The sequence below is a fragment of the Biomaibacter acetigenes genome, assembly GCF_003691585.1.
GTDB lineage: Bacteria > Bacillota > Thermosediminibacteria > Thermosediminibacterales > Tepidanaerobacteraceae > Biomaibacter > Biomaibacter acetigenes.
The window spans coordinates 2,048,113-2,066,967 of the sequence record NZ_CP033169.1 but is presented as its reverse complement, the minus strand read 5'-3'; the positions used below and the strand labels follow the sequence as shown (position 1 = coordinate 2,066,967).

Sequence of the window (18,855 nt, the reverse complement as noted above, 5' to 3'; positions counted from 1 at the left end):
ACATTTCAAGCACATGCGTTACCACTTACACTTATATAATAGATAAAATTATAAAGCTATGGCATTATCCATTTTTTTCTTTAAAGAATGTCCATACCCTTTACTTATGGTCCGACCTATGGAGAAAATCCTTCTTTTTATGCAGCTGTTGCACTGCTTTGCATTTTCCCGGATGCATATTTTGTTGGGATATAGTTCATAAAACTCGCGATATTTCACCGGAGACACATTCGGCATTATTACATTGGCTCCGGCTTGAAGGGCTTTTTCCCTGCCGTCGGCAGGCCTTAAGGTGGCAAGGGCCGTAGTCGCCGGTATGTGAGTATTTTTAGTAACTATCCTTGTCAATGCGATGACCTTGAGGGTCATCTCCACGGTTCCATTGGGATTTCCCGCCAGAGGGGTGTCCTGATGGCAAATATATGGCCCCACCCCTATCATATCAAGGTCGAGTTCCTTAAACTTGAGGATATCCTGTGCTAAATCTTCGATGCTTTGGCCGGGGAGTCCTATCATTATACCAGAGCCGGTCTGATAACCTATTTGTTTTAGCCATTTCAGTATGTTCATGCGATTTTCAAAACTGGAATCAGGGTGGAGTTTGGCATAAAGTTCAGGGTTTGAAGTTTCAAATCTCATGAGGTACCTATCTGCTCCGGCTTCAAAGAATCTTACATAGTCATCATAGGAGCGCTCGCCGATGCTCAATGTAATGGCTACATCAGCATTGCTCTTTATAAGCTTAATTAGCTCCACCAGCTTATCTGTGGTGTAATACATATCTTCGCCCGATTGCAGCACCACGGTCTTATAGCCCATATGTGATGCTAGAATTGCAGTATTAAGAATTTCGTCGATTTCCATGCGATAACGTTTTATTTTTTTATTGTCTCGACGAATCCCACAATAGTGGCAATTATTCCTGCAGTAATTGGAAAACTCTATCAAGCCCCTAAGGTGAACTTCATCTCCTACATATTTTTTTCTTATTTTATCGGCTTTTTGATAGAGAAGTTCCAACTGTTCGGGATCTTCCAGTGACAGCAAACAGCAAAGTTCTTCTTTTGTAAGATCCTCTTCGGAGTCTATTTTTTCCCATATGTTGTTTAACAAGTAAATTCCCCCTGATGAAAACCAATTTTCCATGTAGTTTTGCTAATATAACTTTAACACAGTTTGGAAAGACATTCAATATAGATTTTTCCTCAATCTTCAATCCATTTGTCTTTATATTTTTCATGGGCCTTGACAACAAATTAAATTAGTGGTAAATTTAATAACATAAGATACCCCATAGGGGTATAATGAATATTAAGGGAGGTTTTTATCATGGCGAAAGATCCTGTATGTGGTATGACGGTTGATGAAAAAGATGCATTTGCGACATCTACTTATCACGGCAAGACCTACTATTTCTGCTCAAAAGCATGTCAGATAAGTTTTGACAGGAACCCCGAGAAATATTTATACAGCAACATGGATATGGACCACAATCATCACAAATGCTAAAATAAAAATATATCTTTTTTATAATCACAGAAACTATAATTAAAAGAAGCACCTTATGGTGCTTCAGACTGTCGACAAAGTAGCTGTCGGCAGTCTTTTTTGTAGGAAAGGGTATAAAAATGATCATTTTTATAGTAAAATTAAAGAAATAAAAACATACGGTGGGGCGATGAAATGTTAACGAAGAAAAGACGAGAAATAATAGAGCAGATAGAATTAGTAAGCATTGATAGCTTAGTACCTAAAGACAATCTCATCAGGACAATAGAAGAAAGCATCAACTTTAACTTCATATATAACGAAGTAAAAGACCTATACAGCGAAAATACAGGCAGACCCAGCATTGATCCAGTGGTATTAATAAAACTGCTCATGCTCCAAGCACTGTATGGAATCCGCTCTATGCGCCAAACCATCAAAGAAGCAGAAGTCAATATGGCTTACCGCTGGTTTCTAGGATATGGGCTCCAAGAAAAAATACCTCACTTCTCGACTTTTGGAAAAAACTATGAACGGCGGTTTAAAGAAAGCGATCTATTTGAAAAGATATTCGAACGAATATTAAAAGAAGCCATAGAGTGCGGGTTTATCAAAGAAGACGCGGTATTTATCGATGCCACCCACATAAAAGCCAGTGCCAATAAGAATAAATACATAGAGAAAGTTGCAAAAAAGCAGGTACAAAAATACAAGAAAGAACTTTTAAAAGAAATCAACGCCGAAAGAGAAGCCAACGGCAAAGAACCGTTTGAAGAAGATGACGATGAAGCTAGCGGCGATGCCGAAGGAGGAAACAGCTCCACCAACGGAAAACGAGTAAAGATAAGCACCACCGATCCTGAAAGCGGCATATTCCAAAAAGGAGAAAAAGAGCGCTGCTTTGCCTACACGGCTTCTGTAGCCTGCGACCGCAACAACTTCATCCTTGGCTTCAAAATAGCACCTGGAAATGTACACGACAGCCAGGTATTCTCCGATCTTTTTCAAGAAGTAAACGATAAATTTCCCGAAATAAAAGCAGTAGTGGTTGATGCAGGCTACAAGACCCCCGGCATATGCAGAGAAATCATTGAAGCGGAAATACTTCCTGTCATGCCATATAAAAGGCCAATGACCAAAGATGGCTACTTTAAAAAGAGAGAATACGTATATGACGAATATTATGACTGCTACATATGCCCTAACAACCAAGTATTAAAATACAGCACCACCAACCGGTCAGGATACCGGGAATACAAGAGCGATCCACAAATATGCCGGGAATGCCCCATGCGTTTGAGATGCACACAGAGCAAAAACTACACGAAAGTGGTAACCCGGCACATATGGGAGCACTATGTGGAAATAGCAGAAGATATAAGGCACACCGAATTAGGCAAAGAATTATACAAGATGCGCTGCCAGACCATCGAGCGGGTATTTGCCGATGCCAAAGAAAAGCATGGTATGCGTTATACGAATCTAAGAGGCTTGAGCAAAGTAGGACATTATCTCACGCTTCTTTTCGCATGCATGAATTTAAAAAAGCTGGCCATGTGGAAGAGAAAACGTGGGATGTTTCCACCGGCAGCCCCTGCTTTGCATTCATTTTTCTTTATGATTTTAAAATTTTTTGCTTCAAATAAAAAACCGCTTTTAGGTTGTGCGTTCTAAAAGCGGTTTTTGTCTACAAGCTGAAGCACCTTATGGTGCTTCCAGACTGTCGACAAAGTAGCTGTCGACAGTCTTTTTTGTAAAAAGGGTATAAAAATGATCATTTTTATAGTAAAATTAAAGAAATAAAAACATACGGTGGGGCGATGAAATGTTAACGAAGAAAAGACGAGAAATAATAGAGCAGATAGAATTAGTAAGCATTGATAGCTTAGTACCTAAAGACCATCTCCTCAGGACAATAGAAGAAAGCATCAACTTTAACTTCATATATAACGAAGTAAAAGACCTATACAGCGAAAATACAGGCAGACCCAGCATTGATCCAGTGGTATTAATAAAACTGCTCATGCTCCAAGCACTGTATGGAATCCGCTCTATGCGCCAAACCATCAAAGAAGCAGAAGTCAATATGGCTTACCGCTGGTTTCTAGGATATGGGCTCCAAGAAAAAATACCTCACTTCTCGACTTTTGGAAAAAACTATGAACGGCGGTTTAAAGAAAGCGATCTATTTGAAAAGATATTCGAACGAATATTAAAAGAAGCCATAGAGTGCGGGTTTATCAAAGAAGACGCGGTATTTATCGATGCCACCCACATAAAAGCCAGTGCCAATAAGAATAAATACATAGAGAAAGTTGCAAAAAAGCAGGTACAAAATACAAGAAAGAACTTTTAAAAGAAATCAACGCCGAAAGAGAAGCCAACGGCAAAGAACCGTTTGAAGAAGATGACGATGAAGCTAGCGGCGATGCCGAAGGAGGAAACAGCTCCACCAACGGAAAACGAGTAAAGATAAGCACCACCGATCCTGAAAGCGGCATATTCCAAAAAGGAGAAAAAGAGCGCTGCTTTGCCTACACGGCTTCTGTAGCCTGCGACCGCAACAACTTCATCCTTGGCTTCAAAATAGCACCTGGAAATGTACACGACAGCCAGGTATTCTCCGATCTTTTTCAAGAAGTAAACGATAAATTTCCCGAAATAAAAGCAGTAGTGGTTGATGCAGGCTACAAGACCCCCGGCATATGCAGAGAAATCATTGAAGCGGAAATACTTCCTGTCATGCCATATAAAAGGCCAATGACCAAAGATGGCTACTTTAAAAAGAGAGAATACGTATATGACGAATATTATGACTGCTACATATGCCCTAACAACCAAGTATTAAAATACAGCACCACCAACCGGTCAGGATACCGGGAATACAAGAGCGATCCACAAATATGCCGGGAATGCCCCATGCGTTTGAGATGCACACAGAGCAAAAACTACACGAAAGTGGTAACCCGGCACATATGGGAGCACTATGTGGAAATAGCAGAAGATATAAGGCACACCGAATTAGGCAAAGAATTATACAAGATGCGCTGCCAGACCATCGAGCGGGTATTTGCCGATGCCAAAGAAAAGCATGGTATGCGTTATACGAATCTAAGAGGCTTGAGCAAAGTAGGACATTATCTCACGCTTCTTTTCGCATGCATGAATTTAAAAAAGCTGGCCATGTGGAAGAGAAAACGTGGGATGTTTCCACCGGCAGCCCCTGCTTTGCATTCATTTTTCTTTATGATTTTAAAATTTTTTGCTTCAAATAAAAAACCGCTTTTAGGTTGTGCGTTCTAAAAGCGGTTTTTGTCTACAAGCTGGAAGCACCTTATGGTGCTTCTTTTAATGGCAGGAGTTATTTCCAGATATCGAATCATTCAAGTAATTGGTTCAATACGTACCTCTTTACTTGCTTAAAATATATAGTATTATTCCGATCAATATAGTAAGTCCAAGCTTCATATTTTCTTCAAAATCGCCTTGTATAATGCAATTAGAAATGAAAAATCAAACAAAGATAGGAGGGATATGCTATGGGTATTTTTAGCAGAGTGGCCAATATATTTAAAGCTAAAGCCAATACAGTTTTGAACGAATTGGAAAATCCGGAAGAAACTCTGAATTATTCCATCGTTGAAATGAAGGAGCAGCTAAATAAAATAAAAAAGTCGCTTGTTGACATTACCACGGTCAAAAAAGGTCTGGAGAACGAGCTTGAAGACATTCAGGGCAAGATTCAGATTGCGGAAAACCAGGCAGAGCTGGCAGTCGCTTCAAATCGTGAGGACCTGGCCAGAGCCGCTCTGGAAAAGAAACAAAATCTTGTCGAAGAAAAGGAAAGACTCTCACGGCAGATAGAGGAGTTAAGTGAGAAACAGAGTATTATTCAAAAAAACAAGGAACACCTTGAATCGGAATTATCCGAGCTGGAGACGAAAAAACAGGAATTAATTGCTATGAACAGGGCTGCTGAAGCCCAAATGGCGGTAAAAGAAGCCCTGACCGGTATATCCAGTGAAATGAATGACATAAAAGGCAGGATAGAAAGGGCTGAAAAAAGGATTAAAGAAAAAAAGGCAAAGGTATCGGCCATGGATGAACTAATTGAAATGGGTGCCCTGGAAGAATTAGAGGAAAGGGATAATGTAGAAGCGGAATTGAGCAAGATTCATCGGGAAGAGCTGATTAAGCAGGAGTTGGAGAGGTTAAAGCAGAAACGCCAAGGGAGGAATGAATAATGGGATGCGGAAGCTTTGGAGGTTTTTTCAGCCCCTATGATTATTATCCGAGAAGGGGATGTTTCCATGGTGAAAGTGAGCCATACTACCGTGAACATAATGATACCGAAGAAAAATTGCTGGTATTAAAAAGGATGTATGCTGAAGGAATTATTGACGAGGAAGGTTACAGAGCATATAAGCAAAGGATACTTGAAGGCTCGGTGGATTTTGAGGATTTAATGGAAATACGAAAAAATCACCATCGTGTCCATGAACACCATATGTATGAAAATCATCAAGTTAAACCCGAAAGTAAAAGCAAATATCAGATTAAGCTAGATACTTTGAAACAATCCCGAGAAAAAATTATTGAGATAAAACAAAAGCTGTCGACAAAAATAGAAGAACTGACCCGCGAAAAAGAGGCTATGGAAAAAATGGCCGAGACCGTATTAAAAGCCGGTGATCAAAAAGCGGAAGAATTTATAAGTAAAAAGGTTGATCTAGAAGAAACACTGCAGAATTTAATCAAGAGAGACCGTGATTTACAGAAAGAAGTCGACAGAATTGACACCATGGTAAATATGCTCAATATAAAACAGCTGGAATTGGAAGCAATGCAGATGCAGGAAGAAATATCTAATGTAAAAATGGCACTGGATGAAAACTCATAGAAAGGACGCGGGATAAATAAACATAGCGTTGAAAGGGTTTTAGAAAGCCACGCTCTAGAAATATTAAAAGAAAGATATGCCAGAGGAGAAATAAATGAAGAAGAATATAAGCGCAGAAAGAAAATGTTATTGACTTAAATGATTTATACGCGTTTAATGTATAACATTTGGCCGGTGGTGTTTCCACCGGCTTTTAAGTGTAAAATATAATGAGAACTAAAATTAAAAAATGATATTATAAATTCAGGGGTGTTATGATGCTTAATATTCTTGTGGTGGATGATGAAGAAAACATAGTCGACGTGTTAAAGGCTTATCTGGAAAAGGAAGGATACAGGGTTTTTACTGCATATGGAGGGAAAGAAGCTCTTGATATTTTAAATAAGGAACGCATCGATTTTATAGTGCTTGACCTAATGCTTCCCGATATTTCCGGAGAGCAGGTATGCAAGAAAATCCGGGTGAGGTCCCAGGTCCCCATCCTCATGCTTACTGCAAAGGCAGAGGAATCTAATAAAATAAACGGATTGGGGCTTGGAGCTGATGATTACATGGTAAAACCCTTCAGTCCCAGGGAACTGGTGGCCAGGGTCAAGGCCATATTGCGCAGGCTTGATAGGGAACAGACCATAAAAGCCGATATTATCGAATTTAATGATGGGAAATTGTTGATCGATAAAGAAAAAATGCAGGTAAAAAATAATAATATCCTGGTGGACCTGACGCCTACAGAATATAAACTCTTGCTGGTGTTAGCCCAGAATCCTGGGAAGGTCTTTACCAGAGAGGAGCTGATAGAAAAAGTTCTGGGATATGATTATGAAGGGTTTGACAGGACTATAGACGCCCATATCAAGAATATAAGGCATAAGCTGCAGGATTATGAAAATGAACTTATAACCACGGTATACGGTGTGGGTTATAAATTTATGGAAAACCAATGACAACTTTGGTACATGTTATATTATCAAATTATATCGAATTGGTTATTAATATATGGGGGATAATTTATGATAAAAAATTTAAAGACAAGGATTACGCTGTTAATTTTGGGCGGCACTCTTTTTGCTATAATACTGGTCAGCGTAATCACCAATATAAATCTATTCGGTAGCTTTAATGCCTATATGAAAAATGAACAAAAAAACAGGATCAATGAGATCTTAGAGCTTATAAAAAATACCTATAGTCTGGAAAATGCGTGGACAGAATCTAACCTTAAAAATATACAGTTTTCACCCCTAATAAAGGAGTTTGACGTGGTTATAAGGACACTTGATGGAAAGATAGTTTTTGCACATCCAATGGAGTATGACATGATGGATATGCACAAGCAAATGATGGGATGGATGAAAAACCACATGATGGATGGAAATACCGAGCTCAGCGGTTATGTATCGGAAAAATATGATTTGGTGGTAAAGGGTAAAAGTATCGGTAGTGTTGAAATCGGATATGTAGGGCCTTTTACGATATCCGAGAGGGAAATAAAGTTTTCAAGGCAGATAAATACTTCGATTATCTATGCCGCTGTAATTGCCGTAATGGCATCGGTGGCCCTAGGAATTTATTCTTCAAGAATTATGTCTAATCCCATTTTAAAAATCACCGATGCAGCCAACCAAATAAGGAAAGGAAATTTAGACATACAAGTGAAAGTGCCTACAGGTGTTACGGAACTTAAGCAGCTTTCCGAGTCCATAAATCACCTGGCCAGGTCCCTGAGCGAACAGGAAAAGTTAAGAAAAAGATTGACTCAGGATATTTCTCATGAGCTCCGGACTCCCTTGACCATTTTACAAAGCCATATAGAAGCCATCAGCGACGGAATATGGGAACCCACCCCGGAGAAACTTGCCATTTGCAAAAATGAAGTCGAAAGACTCACAAAACTCGTAGAACAGCTCAAGGACCTTACCGATATAGAAAATCATATAATTGCGCAAAAGATAGAAAGATACAATTTATCAGAGTCAATAATGCAGATTTTAGAAGCTTTTACACTAGAGTTTAAAGAAAAGGACATAAAGCTTGTCACAAATATAACACAAAATGTATATATCTATGGAGATAAAGACAAAATAGGTCGAGCTATAATCAATATCATTTCAAATGCCTTAAAATATACCAATCCAGGGGGCTCTGTGTATGTCTCATTAAATGATGCGAAAAATGATATTAAAATTATAATAGAGGATACCGGTATAGGCATAGACCAAAAAGATCTTCCATACATTTTCGAAAGGTTTTATAGAACCGATGAATCAAGAAGTAGAAAAACGGGAGGAACGGGCATCGGTTTGAGTATCGCAAAATCCCTTATAGAAGCCCATGGCGGAAGGATAACTGTAGAAAGTCAGAAAGGCAGGGGTACCAGGTTTACAGTTGTTTTACCTAAAAATGCATAAAATAAATTTACCTCTATTGACAAAAAATAAACAAAGGTATAATAAAAGACAGATACCCATAGGGGGTATAAAATATAAGGATGTCGGAAGCCGGAATTTAGAGTTTAAGATAGAGAATTCCGACTTAGTCGGCACATTGAGCTAAACTTATCTAAAAGGAGGAACTTATATATGTCGGGCAGTGTCAGCAAGGCGGGAATTAAGATAAAAGGTATGACATGTGCCTCCTGTGCCGCCAGGATAGAAAAGGCCATTTTCAAAATGCCTGGGGTTCAGCAGGTCAATGTGAATTTTGCTGCCGAAAAGGCCAATATAACATATGATTCAGGCCGGTTGACGGTGAGTGACTTTATCCAGAAGATAAAAGATGTAGGATATGATGTAATTCTGGATAAGGCAGAACTCGGAATAAAAAACATGAATTGTGCATCATGCGCGGCAAAAATAGAAAAAGCCCTCGCCAAAGCGCCGGGAGTTTATAAGGCATCGGTAAACTTTGCCACGGAGACGGCTACGGTGGAGTACAACAGCAGTGAGATAGATATTAAGAATCTAATAAATATTGTCAGGAAAACAGGCTATGATGCTTTTGAAAAAAACCGAGATGAATGTAGATCGGGAAAAACAAGAGAGAGAACGGGAAATAAGGTCTTTAGGAAGACTTGTGGTAATATCAACAATACTTACAATCCCGCTGGTTATATCTATGGTGCTGAGGATTATGGATAAACCGGGCGGCATTCTTGACAATCCATGGTTTCAGATAGCTCTTTCAGCACCCGTCCAGTTCATAATCGGTTACAGGTATTACAGGGGCGCCTACCATGCTTTAAGAGGCGGTGGTGCCAATATGGACGTTTTGATTGCCATGGGCACCACAGCGGCCTTCTTCTACAGCCTGTATAATGTGTTTACGTTACCTATGGAAGTAATACACAATTATTTGTACTTTGAAGCTTCTGCGGTGATCATTACCCTCATCACCCTTGGCAAATATCTGGAGGCGGTGGCCAAGGGCAGGACTTCCGAGGCCATCAAAAAGCTCATGGGCCTGCAAGCCAAGACCGCCCGGGTAATAAGGAACAACCAGGAAATGGATATTCCGGTGGAAGAAGTGGAAGTGGGAGACATAGTGGTGGTAAGGCCCGGGGAGAAAATACCGGTTGACGGCAAAATAATAGAAGGTTATTCATCGGTGGATGAGTCCATGCTAACCGGCGAGAGCATACCGGTGGAGAAAAAGGTGGGAGATGAAGTGGTGGGTGCCACGTTGAACAAGACCGGCACCTTCAAGTTTGAGGCCACCAAAGTCGGAAAGGATACGGCACTGGCCCAGATAATAAAGATGGTGGAAGACGCTCAGGGTTCCAAGGCTCCCATACAGAAGCTGGCAGACCAGATTTCAGGAATATTCGTTCCGATAGTAATAGTTATCGCTGCCATTTCCTTCGGGGTATGGTATTTTATCTTTGGCAACTTCACTGCAGGCCTTATCAATGCAGTTTCGGTTCTTGTCATAGCTTGCCCATGCGCCCTGGGCCTTGCGACACCTACTTCAGTCATGGTGGGTACCGGCAAGGGTGCTGAAAATGGTGTCCTGATAAAAGGCGGTGAGCACCTGGAACGTGCTCATAAAATAAGGGTCATTGTCCTGGATAAAACGGGAACCATTACCAAAGGAAAGCCCGAAGTTTACCGACATTGTATCCCTGGGAGATATGAAACCCGAAGAGATATTGATATTTGCGGCATCATCCGAGAAAGGTTCCGAACACCCTCTGGGGGAGGCTATTGTCAATAAAGCCAAAGATGCTAATATGAAACTTTTCGATCCGGAAAATTTCGAAGCCATTCCGGGGCACGGCATATACTCAAAAATCCAGGGCAGAGAAATACATTTCGGCAACCGGCGGCTTATGGCAAAACAAAATCTTCCCACAGAGGGCATTGAAAACCTGCTTACAAAATTAGAAGACGAAGGAAAGACCGCCATGATCATGGCCATCGACGGCAAGATAGAAGGCGTGGTGGCGGTGGCGGATACCGTGAAGGACCATTCTAAAGAGGCCATAGATGAACTTAAGAAACTGGGTATTGAAGTGTGGATGATCACCGGCGACAATAAGCGCACGGCCAATGCCATTGCAAGGCAGGTAGGAATTGATCACGTGCTGGCAGAAGTGCTGCCGGAAAATAAGGCCCAGGAAGTGGAAAAACTCAAGAAGCAGGGCAAGCTTACCGCCATGGTGGGAGACGGCATCAACGACGCTCCGGCTCTTGCTGCCGCCGATGTAGGCATAGCCATAGGCACGGGTACCGATGTGGCCATGGAGGCTTCGGACATCACCCTTATGAGCGGAGACCTTAGAGGAATAGTAACTGCCATCAAGCTAAGCCGTGCCACCATGAGAAACATCAAGCAGAACCTCTTCTGGGCATTTATATACAATACTGTGGGGATACCCTTTGCGGCCCTGGGATTTTTAAGCCCCGCCATCGCAGGAGGAGCCATGGCATTCAGTTCCGTATCGGTAGTCACCAATGCTTTAAGGCTCAGAAGGTTCAAGCCCGAAACCGCTCGATGATTGCATGAAACCATGTGTTTTTTTCTGATTATACTAAAAGGGAATTTGCAATTGCAAATTCCCTAATTTCGACTTCCGACTAACCGATTTTTTGAAAAGAGTTTGCCAGGGCTTATAGTTATGGTTTGGGTGAAAAACTCAAAATATATGCTTGTTGTTCATATATTCCCTTACCAGCATGAGAGTTTCCCCGAACCTCTGGAAATGGACCACTTCCCGTTCGCGCAGGAAGGATAGTGTAGCTATGACACCGGCATCGTCGGTTAAATTTATCAGGTGTTCGTAGGCGGTGCGAGCCTTTTGTTCAGCGGCCAGATCTTCATGCAGGTCGGCTATGGGGTCCCCGGTAGCCTGGATATATGCGGCGGTCCATGGGACACCGGCTGCATCATGGGGATACGGAGCATTATCGTGCTGGGCATAGTGGTCGCCCATACCGGCCCGGCGGAGTTGTTCTGGTGTTGCTCCATCGGTAAGTTTATATATCAATGTTCCTATAATTTCCCAGTGGGCAAGCTCTTCGGTGCCTATATCGGTTAAAACGGCCTTTGCCTGGGGGATAGGCATGGTATAGCGCTGGGTGAGATACCTCACTGCAGCCGAAAGTTCGCTGTCAGGGCCGCCATACTGGGCAAAAAGGTATTTTGCCATAGCCATATCTGTCCTGGAGACATTGGCCGGGTATTCCAACTTTTTTTCATAATACCACATTCACTTTCCCTCCAATCTTTAATAAACTATTTCCCAGGGCCATGGTTCATTGATATATTGGTACGGATACTGGGAAAGGGAGTCAAGCCGTAGCGGCCCATATTTTTCTTCATAATTAGCCTTTAACTGGTATGATCTTCTTGCCAGTTTGTTGTGGTCATCTAAAGCCTGGCGGTCATCAGGATGAGTGTCCAGGAAAAGGGCGAGTTCATAGACCGCAAAATCCACAGCCTGTATTTCTTTTATCATTTCCACCATGTCGGTGTTAGGCATGTAAATCACCTCCACAATATTTTACGCGGCGGGCCTTCTCGGATAAGGCCTGTAGAGTTCCGGGAAAAGGGTGCCGTAGTTCAAGGCAGTCCTCAAATCAAAGGTATCACCATATATCTGCATGGGCACATAGGCCTCGGCCAGTTTCATATCCATGTGATAATTTCTATTCATATCATCCATGTTGCCCATTCTCAATTCCTCCCATCACAAAAATTTGTGCTACTTTTCAGTAGTATATTATGCGGAGCCCTTTTTTTCGGTTCCAATTCAAAAGCCGGTGGAAATTCTTCCACCGGCTTAAAATATTCAGGATGCGGAGGCCTTATTTAAACATTTTTCTATTTCTTTATTTTTGAACTGAAGCTGGTATAGTTGATAGTAAAGGCCTTTTCTGGCCATATCCTGCATCACCACGCCGATATGCCGGCGAAGATCCTGCGGACGTACGTCTTTTATGTCGACGCCGTCTATCAGGATTTGCCCCTTTTGAATCTCGTAAAAGCGGGGCAAAAGGCTTATGATAGAGGTCTTACCGGCACCGGTAGCTCCTACAAAAGCCACCGTTTCCCCGGGCTTTACGTGGAAGCTCACATCTTTTAAGACCCAATCATTCCCATTATATGCGAACCAAACATTCTTAAATTCAATCTCGCCCTTTACACTCGTGAGAGAAGTTGGATTTTCCGGGTCCTTTATTTTCTCATCGGTATCCAGCAGCATAAAGATCCTTTCCGAAGATGCCATGGCAGCCTGAAGGATATCATATTTTTCCGACATGTCAAAGACAGGCTGGAAAAACTGTCCCAGGTAATTTACAAAAGCATACAGGACACCGAATTCCAGGGTATTTCTCACTACCATACCACCGCCATACCATATTAGAAGAGCAAGGCTCAAGGAATACAAAAAGTCCATAGCAGGTCTAAAAACCGCAAAAACCAAAAGCTGTGCCATATTAGCTTTGTAGTAATCCTGGTTTATCTTTATAAAATCCTCAAACGTTTTATTTTGCCGGTGAAATACCTGCACTATCTTCATGCCGTTTATATGTTCTGCAAGGTACGCATTTATCCTGGCGAGTCTCACCCTAACTTCCCGATATCCCTGAGTGGCATATTTTCTGTAGAAGACAGCTGTAATTATAATAAAAGGAGATAACGCCAAAGAAATAAGGGCAAGGTGAATATTTAAAGAAAACATCATGACGGCAATACCCAATAGTATAAAGATATCATTAAAGATATTTGAGATCACGCTGGTGTACATCTCATTTAATGTGTCAGTGTCGTTAGTCACCCTGGTGACAAGCCTGCCCACAGGGTTTTTATCAAAGAAAGAAAGGGAGAGGCTCTGAACATGGGCGAATATTTGCTGCCTCATGTTGTAAATGATTTTTTGACCCACCAGTTGCATGATATATATTTGAAGATAATTTAAAACAAAGGATATTAATATTATCGCAAGGTATATCTTACCTATGCGTATAACTCCCTGTATGGCATAATTTGCTGCACTGCCATGATACACATTTATGTATTTGTCTATTGCCGTCATAATTAGATAGGGCCGCAAAAGGTTCGCCACAGTAACGACCATAATCATGATTACTGAGAGTATGATGTAAAGGGTGTATGGTCTGGCATAACTTAAGAGCCTCCGCATTATTTTCGGGTCATAGGGTTTTGTCAAAACCTCTTCCTGCTGAAACTCCATTCTTTCTACCTCACTTTCCTTAAGCACTCAATATCTATTGAAAAAGTAACGTTCACTATATTATGCCGCATTCCTCGGGCCTTTTTACTTTCTGATAAGAGCGACAGGCTGCCGTACCATCTGCCGGTAGGAAGGAGACTTTTTACACCGGAGTCAGGCTTCCTTGAGCAAGTTTTCTTCCAATAACTGGTGGCGGTACATTTGAGCATAGATACCGCCCTTTTCTAAAAGTTGTTCATGGTTACCCCGTTCAAAGATTTTGCCTTGTTCTAGCACGATTATTTCATCACAATCTTTTATGGCGGAAATACGGTGGGAAATAATGATGCTGGTGCGCCCTGAAAGATATGATTTTAGGTTCATGAGGATCTTTTCTTCGGTACTTGCATCCACTGCTGAAAGGCAATCGTCCAATATCAGTATTCTAGGATTTTTTATTAATGCCCTGGCGATGGATATGCGCTGCTTCTGGCCTCCGGAAAGGGTGACGCCCCTTTCGCCCACGATGGTGGAGTAACCCTTTGGGAAATCCCTTATTTCTTTATCAATGGCGGAAAGTTTCGCCGCTTTTATTATTTCTTCATCGGGAAAATTTCCTGCAAAACCTATATTTCCTGATAATGTATCTGAAAACAGGAAGCTGTCTTGAGGTACAAACCCTATATTTTCCCTAAGAGTCTTAAGAGGAATATCATTTATGCCGATGCCATCAAAAAATATACTATTGGTTGGTACGGGATACTGACGAAGCAATAATCTTGCAAGGGTAGTCTTGCCGCTGCCGGTCCGGCCAGTAACCCCTAAAGTTTGACCGGGTTTTAAATCAATATTTATATCTGAAAGGACAGGTTTTAGTTCTTTTTTATATCTAAAAGTGAGATTTTTTATGGTTATATGTCCTTCAAGAGAATTTATTTTAATAGGATCTTCATCCTGTATCTCAGGTATCTCTTTGTTGTCGTAATACCCCGGCGAAAGTTCCAGTAATTTATTGAAAAGGTGGTTTCTAAGGTCCATCTCCAATTTTCTGGAAGCTCCTATGAGGTTCATGCGCCAGAGGAATCGGCCGCAGGCCACTGCCAGGGCTAATCCGATAATAGCTGCGGCGTAAAGTCCCAGGAGTTTTGGAGTCATTAAGCCATTTTTCAAGTCATCGGTGGCTTTTCCCAGAAGATGCGGCGGTATGAGCTGGATAGCATCGACCAGCATAAGAAAAAGCACTCCCAGAACATAACTTCCAAGGTGCCTTTTTAAAAATGGAACTAGCGGCTTAAAACTTTTCAAGATAGCCCCTCCCAGATTCAGGTCACAGATAAGATTATATGACATTTTTATAAAAAAATAAAGATAAATTAAAGTCGGAAAAGTTTCGGGAAAATTTTAGGCAGGGATTAAATTTACCCTGCCTTTTTGAATCATTCTTCGTAGAACAAGTCCTCCACACTCAGATATCTTTCCCCCGTATCCGGAAGCACCGTTACCACCAGATCGCCAGGTTTCAGGGTTTTTGCAACGTTTTGGGCTGCGAAGGTAGCGGCTCCGGAGGAAATGCCGGCCAGGATGCCTTCAGTGGTGGCAAGTTTTCGGGCCGTTTCAAAGGCTTCTTCATTGCCGACGGTGATGATCTCATCCACCAATGAAAGGTCCATGATCTTCGGCACGAATCCGGCACCGATGCCCTGAATCTTGTGAGGACTTGGTTTTCCACCGGAAAGCACCGGGGAAGCTTGAGGTTCCACCGCAATAATTTTTATGCCGGGAACTTCCTTTTTTAAGACTCTGGCGACACCGGTTATAGTTCCTCCTGTCCCTACACCGGCTACGAAGGCATTAAGCTTTCCTCCTGTCTGCTCCAATATTTCCCTGGCGGTGGTCAACTCATGAATGGCCGGATTTGCGGGGTTTTCAAACTGCTGGGGCATGAAATAATCCTTATGCTGTTCTACTAATTCCATGGCTTTATCCATGGCACCCTTCATACCTAACTCCGGAGGCGTAAGCACGAAATCGGCGCCATAAGCTTTGAGGAGCTTGCGCCGCTCTATACTCATGGATGAAGGCATCACAAGAATAAGCCGGTAGCCCTTTACGGCGCACACCATGGCAAGGCCTATGCCCGTGTTTCCGCTGGTGGATTCCACTAACGTGGCCCCCGGCTTCAATATACCCTTTTCTTCTGCAGCTTTTATCATGTTTAAAGCTATACGGTCTTTGACGCTTCCGCCGGGATTAAAGGATTCCAGCTTTGCGGCTATGACAGCTCCCCCTTCCGGAGACATGCGGGAAAGTTTTACCATGGGGGTTTGACCTATAAGGTCCAGAATGGAATCATTGATTTTGTTTAGTTTGTTGTTCATAGAGCATCTCCTTTGCATGTTATTTCATATTCCGTAAGATCTCTTATTGAAGGATTTTGTCCGCAGAGAGGACAGTTGGTATCCCTTCTGACATCGGTGACTCTAAAATCCATATCCAGCGCATCAAAGATTATAAGTCTATTTTTTAAAGTCTCTCCAACACCTGTTATTATTTTCACGGCTTCTGCGGCTTCGATAAATCCCATAACTCCCGGAACAGGCCCCAGTATACCGGCTTCGGAGCAAGAAGGTATACTGCCGGCGGGAGGTATTTTCGGGAAAACGCAGCGGTAGCAGTGGCCTTCATTCGGCACTATGGTCATGCCCAGGCCATCAAACCTCAGCACACCGGCCTCGGCCAGCGGCTTTCCCGAAAAAAAGCAAGCATCATTTAAAAGGTACCGGGTGGGAAGATTGTCAACACCGTCTATAACCACGTCAAAGTACTTTATTATCTCCATGGCATTGGATTTTGTAAAAAGGGTTTCAAATGTAATTATATTGACATCGGGATTAAGTTTCTTTAAAAACATTTCTGCAGATTTTACTTTGGGAGTCCCTATGCGGGAAGTGGAATGAAGGATCTGCCGGTTCAGGTTGCTGATTTCTACGCTGTCGCCGTCCACCAGTCCTATAGTGCCAACCCCGGCCAGTGCCAATGCATAAGCTGCAGGGGAGCCAAGGCCGCCGGTGCCCACAATGAGTACCTTGGCATCCGATATCTTCATTTGTATATCATCCACCATTTTTTCTAACATGGGCTGTGAGACGCCATTTAAAAAAGCAATAACATTATTAGTATTGAGCTTTTGAAATTCCATTTTCAGAAGATCAAAATAAAGTAGATTTTCCGATATACTGCCCAGATTCAAACATAGCTTTATGAATTCGATGGCAGCCAGAGCCCCCAGGAGACAGCGGGAAAATACTCTTCCAAAAGGTGGGCTGTTTTCAAAAGCAGTTAGCCTAAAGGGCAGTTTATTCAATAAGCTGAAAAAGCATATAAGGCCTTCCGGATTTCTCACATTTTGTATGGCTCCACACCAATTAGATGGCAATACAAAAATTGTAGGGATAAAATATGTATTCCCCATGGATTCGGAACCGTCTTTAAATTCAAGATTCATGGAATCCAACATGCGCTTTATAAAATCGATGTCGCCAAAAACTATCCGGCATGAAAGTTTTTCATCCTGGTTTTGATAAGCCTTGCCGGTATCCAGAGAAAAATTCACTTTTTCCACAAGCAAATCCGGGTTTAAATCCTGCCAATTTTTTATTAGGTATTCAATGTCTTCATTATTCTCAAAAAAATATTTGATATGCCCTGTCCCGGATGCCACCAGATAGTACATCAAGGGAGCAGCATCCTTAGCAGACCTTGCAAATACAGCCACACAGGATTCCAGCAGCTTCTTTTGACCGGGACCGCTGATCTCCGGCATGATAATATGTCTCATATACCTGTAAATCATTTCTTTAGGAAGTATCACAATAACCCTCCTATTAATCAATTACATGTTAGTAGATAGATTTACTATACATTATTTTATACCTTTATAACATTTTTTGCAAATAAGTTTTGTTTGAGCCATAAAAAATCCCCTGAAAATTCAGGGGAAAAGTGAATATAGTGAATAGTGAATAAAGTAAAGCTGATAAGTGATTTGTATTTAATATTTAGTACATTGGAAAATTATTTTTGAAGGCTTTTCTGATGGAAAGGGCTATGGTAGTAGACAGCAATGCTTTTATTACATCACCCGGTATGAAAGGCAGTGCCCCGGCAACAAGAGCAGCGGGCAATGTCAGGTGCGCCACCCGGGCAAGGTATAGAACCCCTATGGCATAAATTATTATGATTCCACCCAGAATGTTGACCAGTAAAATTGACATAAATCCCGGCTTAATTCTTCTCATTATATGGGCCATTATAAATGCGGCTATGGGCCAGCTCATTAGAAACCCGCCGGTGGGTCCAAAGAAAGTTCCGATACCGCTGGCACCTCCGGCATATACCGGAAGGCCGATTATGCCCAGAAGCAAAAATACCACCATGCTCAAAAGGGCTGCCCCCGGAGTGAGTATGCTCCCCGCCAGCATCACCGCCAGGGTCTGGGCAGTAATTGGTACAGGGCTAAAGGGCAGAGGGACCTCAATATAGCTGAAAACCGCAGTCAGTGCTGCAAAAAGTCCGATAAAAGGCATTTCCCTAACTGCAATGGACGTTGTTTGAGTTTCTTTTTGCATTGTCGAATGTACTCCCTTCATTTATCTTTAATTTTAAGTTAAGTATAAATAAGATTTTCCATATTGTCAACCATAAAATAAAGAAAGGTCTACAATTATTTGCTTGACGTCAAAAAAATTTTGTTATAAAATAAAAATACCCCTGGGGAGTATAAGGTATTTAATTA

14 protein-coding genes and 4 pseudogenes are annotated in these 18,855 nt (G+C 41.8%); 9 read left to right on the top strand and 9 right to left on the bottom strand.

Annotated elements, in window-relative coordinates; all coding sequences use genetic code 11:
- Nucleotides 1-48 precede the first annotated feature (48 nt).
- A complete protein-coding gene (gene hydE, locus D2962_RS10630; protein ID WP_222927505.1) occupies nucleotides 49-1,113 on the bottom strand; it encodes a [FeFe] hydrogenase H-cluster radical SAM maturase HydE in 1,065 nt (354 codons plus the stop codon).
- A 216-nt stretch (nucleotides 1,114-1,329) separates the two neighbouring features.
- Here hydE and D2962_RS10625 point away from each other — a divergent pair, with 216 nt between their 5' ends.
- From D2962_RS10625 to D2962_RS19630, 9 genes and pseudogenes are all read left to right on the top strand, one after another.
- Nucleotides 1,330-1,509 carry a YHS domain-containing protein gene (locus tag D2962_RS10625; protein ID WP_120765878.1) on the top strand — a complete coding sequence of 60 codons (180 nt, stop codon included), beginning with the start codon at nucleotides 1,330-1,332 and terminating at the stop codon, nucleotides 1,507-1,509.
- A 174-nt stretch (nucleotides 1,510-1,683) separates the two neighbouring features.
- Nucleotides 1,684-3,162 carry an IS1182 family transposase gene (locus D2962_RS10620; RefSeq protein ID WP_122014955.1) on the top strand — a complete coding sequence of 493 codons (1,479 nt, stop codon included), beginning with the start codon at nucleotides 1,684-1,686 and terminating at the stop codon, nucleotides 3,160-3,162.
- Between the two features lie 151 nt (nucleotides 3,163-3,313).
- Nucleotides 3,314-4,791: pseudogene (locus tag D2962_RS10615) on the top strand (IS1182 family transposase).
- Nucleotides 4,792-5,027: 236 nt separating this feature from the next.
- The gene (locus tag D2962_RS10610; RefSeq protein ID WP_122014954.1) at nucleotides 5,028-5,732 is read left to right on the top strand and encodes a PspA/IM30 family protein; all 705 of its coding nucleotides are present in this window, start codon (nucleotides 5,028-5,030) and stop codon (nucleotides 5,730-5,732) included.
- Nucleotides 5,732-6,388, top strand: a complete 657-nt coding sequence (locus D2962_RS10605; protein WP_122014953.1) for a PspA/IM30 family protein — start codon at nucleotides 5,732-5,734, stop codon at nucleotides 6,386-6,388. Before D2962_RS10610 ends, D2962_RS10605 begins: the two co-directional genes overlap by 1 nt.
- A 42-nt stretch (nucleotides 6,389-6,430) precedes the next feature.
- Nucleotides 6,431-6,526, top strand: a pseudogene (locus tag D2962_RS19635) (SHOCT domain-containing protein); the annotation flags it as partial.
- Nucleotides 6,527-6,642: 116 nt separating this feature from the next.
- Nucleotides 6,643-7,332 carry a response regulator transcription factor gene (locus D2962_RS10595; protein ID WP_122014952.1) on the top strand — a complete coding sequence of 230 codons (690 nt, stop codon included), beginning with the start codon at nucleotides 6,643-6,645 and terminating at the stop codon, nucleotides 7,330-7,332.
- Between the two features lie 66 nt (nucleotides 7,333-7,398).
- Nucleotides 7,399-8,796, top strand: coding sequence for a sensor histidine kinase (locus tag D2962_RS10590; protein ID WP_122014951.1), 1,398 nt, complete (start codon nucleotides 7,399-7,401; stop codon nucleotides 8,794-8,796).
- 171 nt (nucleotides 8,797-8,967) lie between these two features.
- Nucleotides 8,968-11,381, top strand: a pseudogene (locus D2962_RS19630) (heavy metal translocating P-type ATPase).
- Between the two features lie 138 nt (nucleotides 11,382-11,519).
- On the opposite strand, the gene D2962_RS10580 reads toward D2962_RS19630, so the two are convergent.
- The 8 genes and pseudogenes from D2962_RS10580 to D2962_RS10545 all read right to left on the bottom strand — a co-directional run bounded on the left by D2962_RS10580 (nucleotide 11,520) and on the right by D2962_RS10545 (nucleotide 18,688).
- Nucleotides 11,520-12,092: a manganese catalase family protein gene (locus D2962_RS10580; RefSeq protein WP_122014950.1), complete on the bottom strand. Its 573-nt coding sequence runs from the start codon at nucleotides 12,090-12,092 to the stop codon at nucleotides 11,520-11,522.
- Nucleotides 12,093-12,110: 18 nt separating this feature from the next.
- A complete protein-coding gene (locus D2962_RS10575; RefSeq protein ID WP_120765885.1) occupies nucleotides 12,111-12,365 on the bottom strand; it encodes a spore coat protein CotJB in 255 nt (84 codons plus the stop codon).
- 21 nt (nucleotides 12,366-12,386) lie between these two features.
- Nucleotides 12,387-12,557, bottom strand: a complete 171-nt coding sequence (locus tag D2962_RS10570) for a spore coat associated protein CotJA (protein WP_120765886.1) — start codon at nucleotides 12,555-12,557, stop codon at nucleotides 12,387-12,389.
- A 207-nt stretch (nucleotides 12,558-12,764) separates the two neighbouring features.
- Nucleotides 12,765-14,081 (bottom strand): annotated as a pseudogene (locus D2962_RS10565) (ABC transporter ATP-binding protein); the annotation flags it as partial.
- Between the two features lie 153 nt (nucleotides 14,082-14,234).
- Nucleotides 14,235-15,365, bottom strand: a complete 1,131-nt coding sequence (locus tag D2962_RS10560; RefSeq protein WP_122014948.1) for an ABC transporter ATP-binding protein — start codon at nucleotides 15,363-15,365, stop codon at nucleotides 14,235-14,237.
- Between the two features lie 131 nt (nucleotides 15,366-15,496).
- Nucleotides 15,497-16,438 carry a cysteine synthase A gene (gene cysK / locus D2962_RS10555; RefSeq protein ID WP_122014947.1) on the bottom strand — a complete coding sequence of 314 codons (942 nt, stop codon included), beginning with the start codon at nucleotides 16,436-16,438 and terminating at the stop codon, nucleotides 15,497-15,499.
- On the bottom strand, nucleotides 16,435-17,931 hold the full coding sequence (locus tag D2962_RS10550; RefSeq protein WP_122014946.1) for a ThiF family adenylyltransferase: 1,497 nt from the start codon (nucleotides 17,929-17,931) through the stop codon (nucleotides 16,435-16,437). The genes cysK and D2962_RS10550 overlap by 4 nt, the downstream gene beginning before the upstream one ends.
- A gap of 187 nt (nucleotides 17,932-18,118) precedes the next feature.
- Nucleotides 18,119-18,688: a biotin transporter BioY gene (locus tag D2962_RS10545; protein ID WP_120765891.1), complete on the bottom strand. Its 570-nt coding sequence runs from the start codon at nucleotides 18,686-18,688 to the stop codon at nucleotides 18,119-18,121.
- Nucleotides 18,689-18,855: the final 167 nt, after the last annotated feature.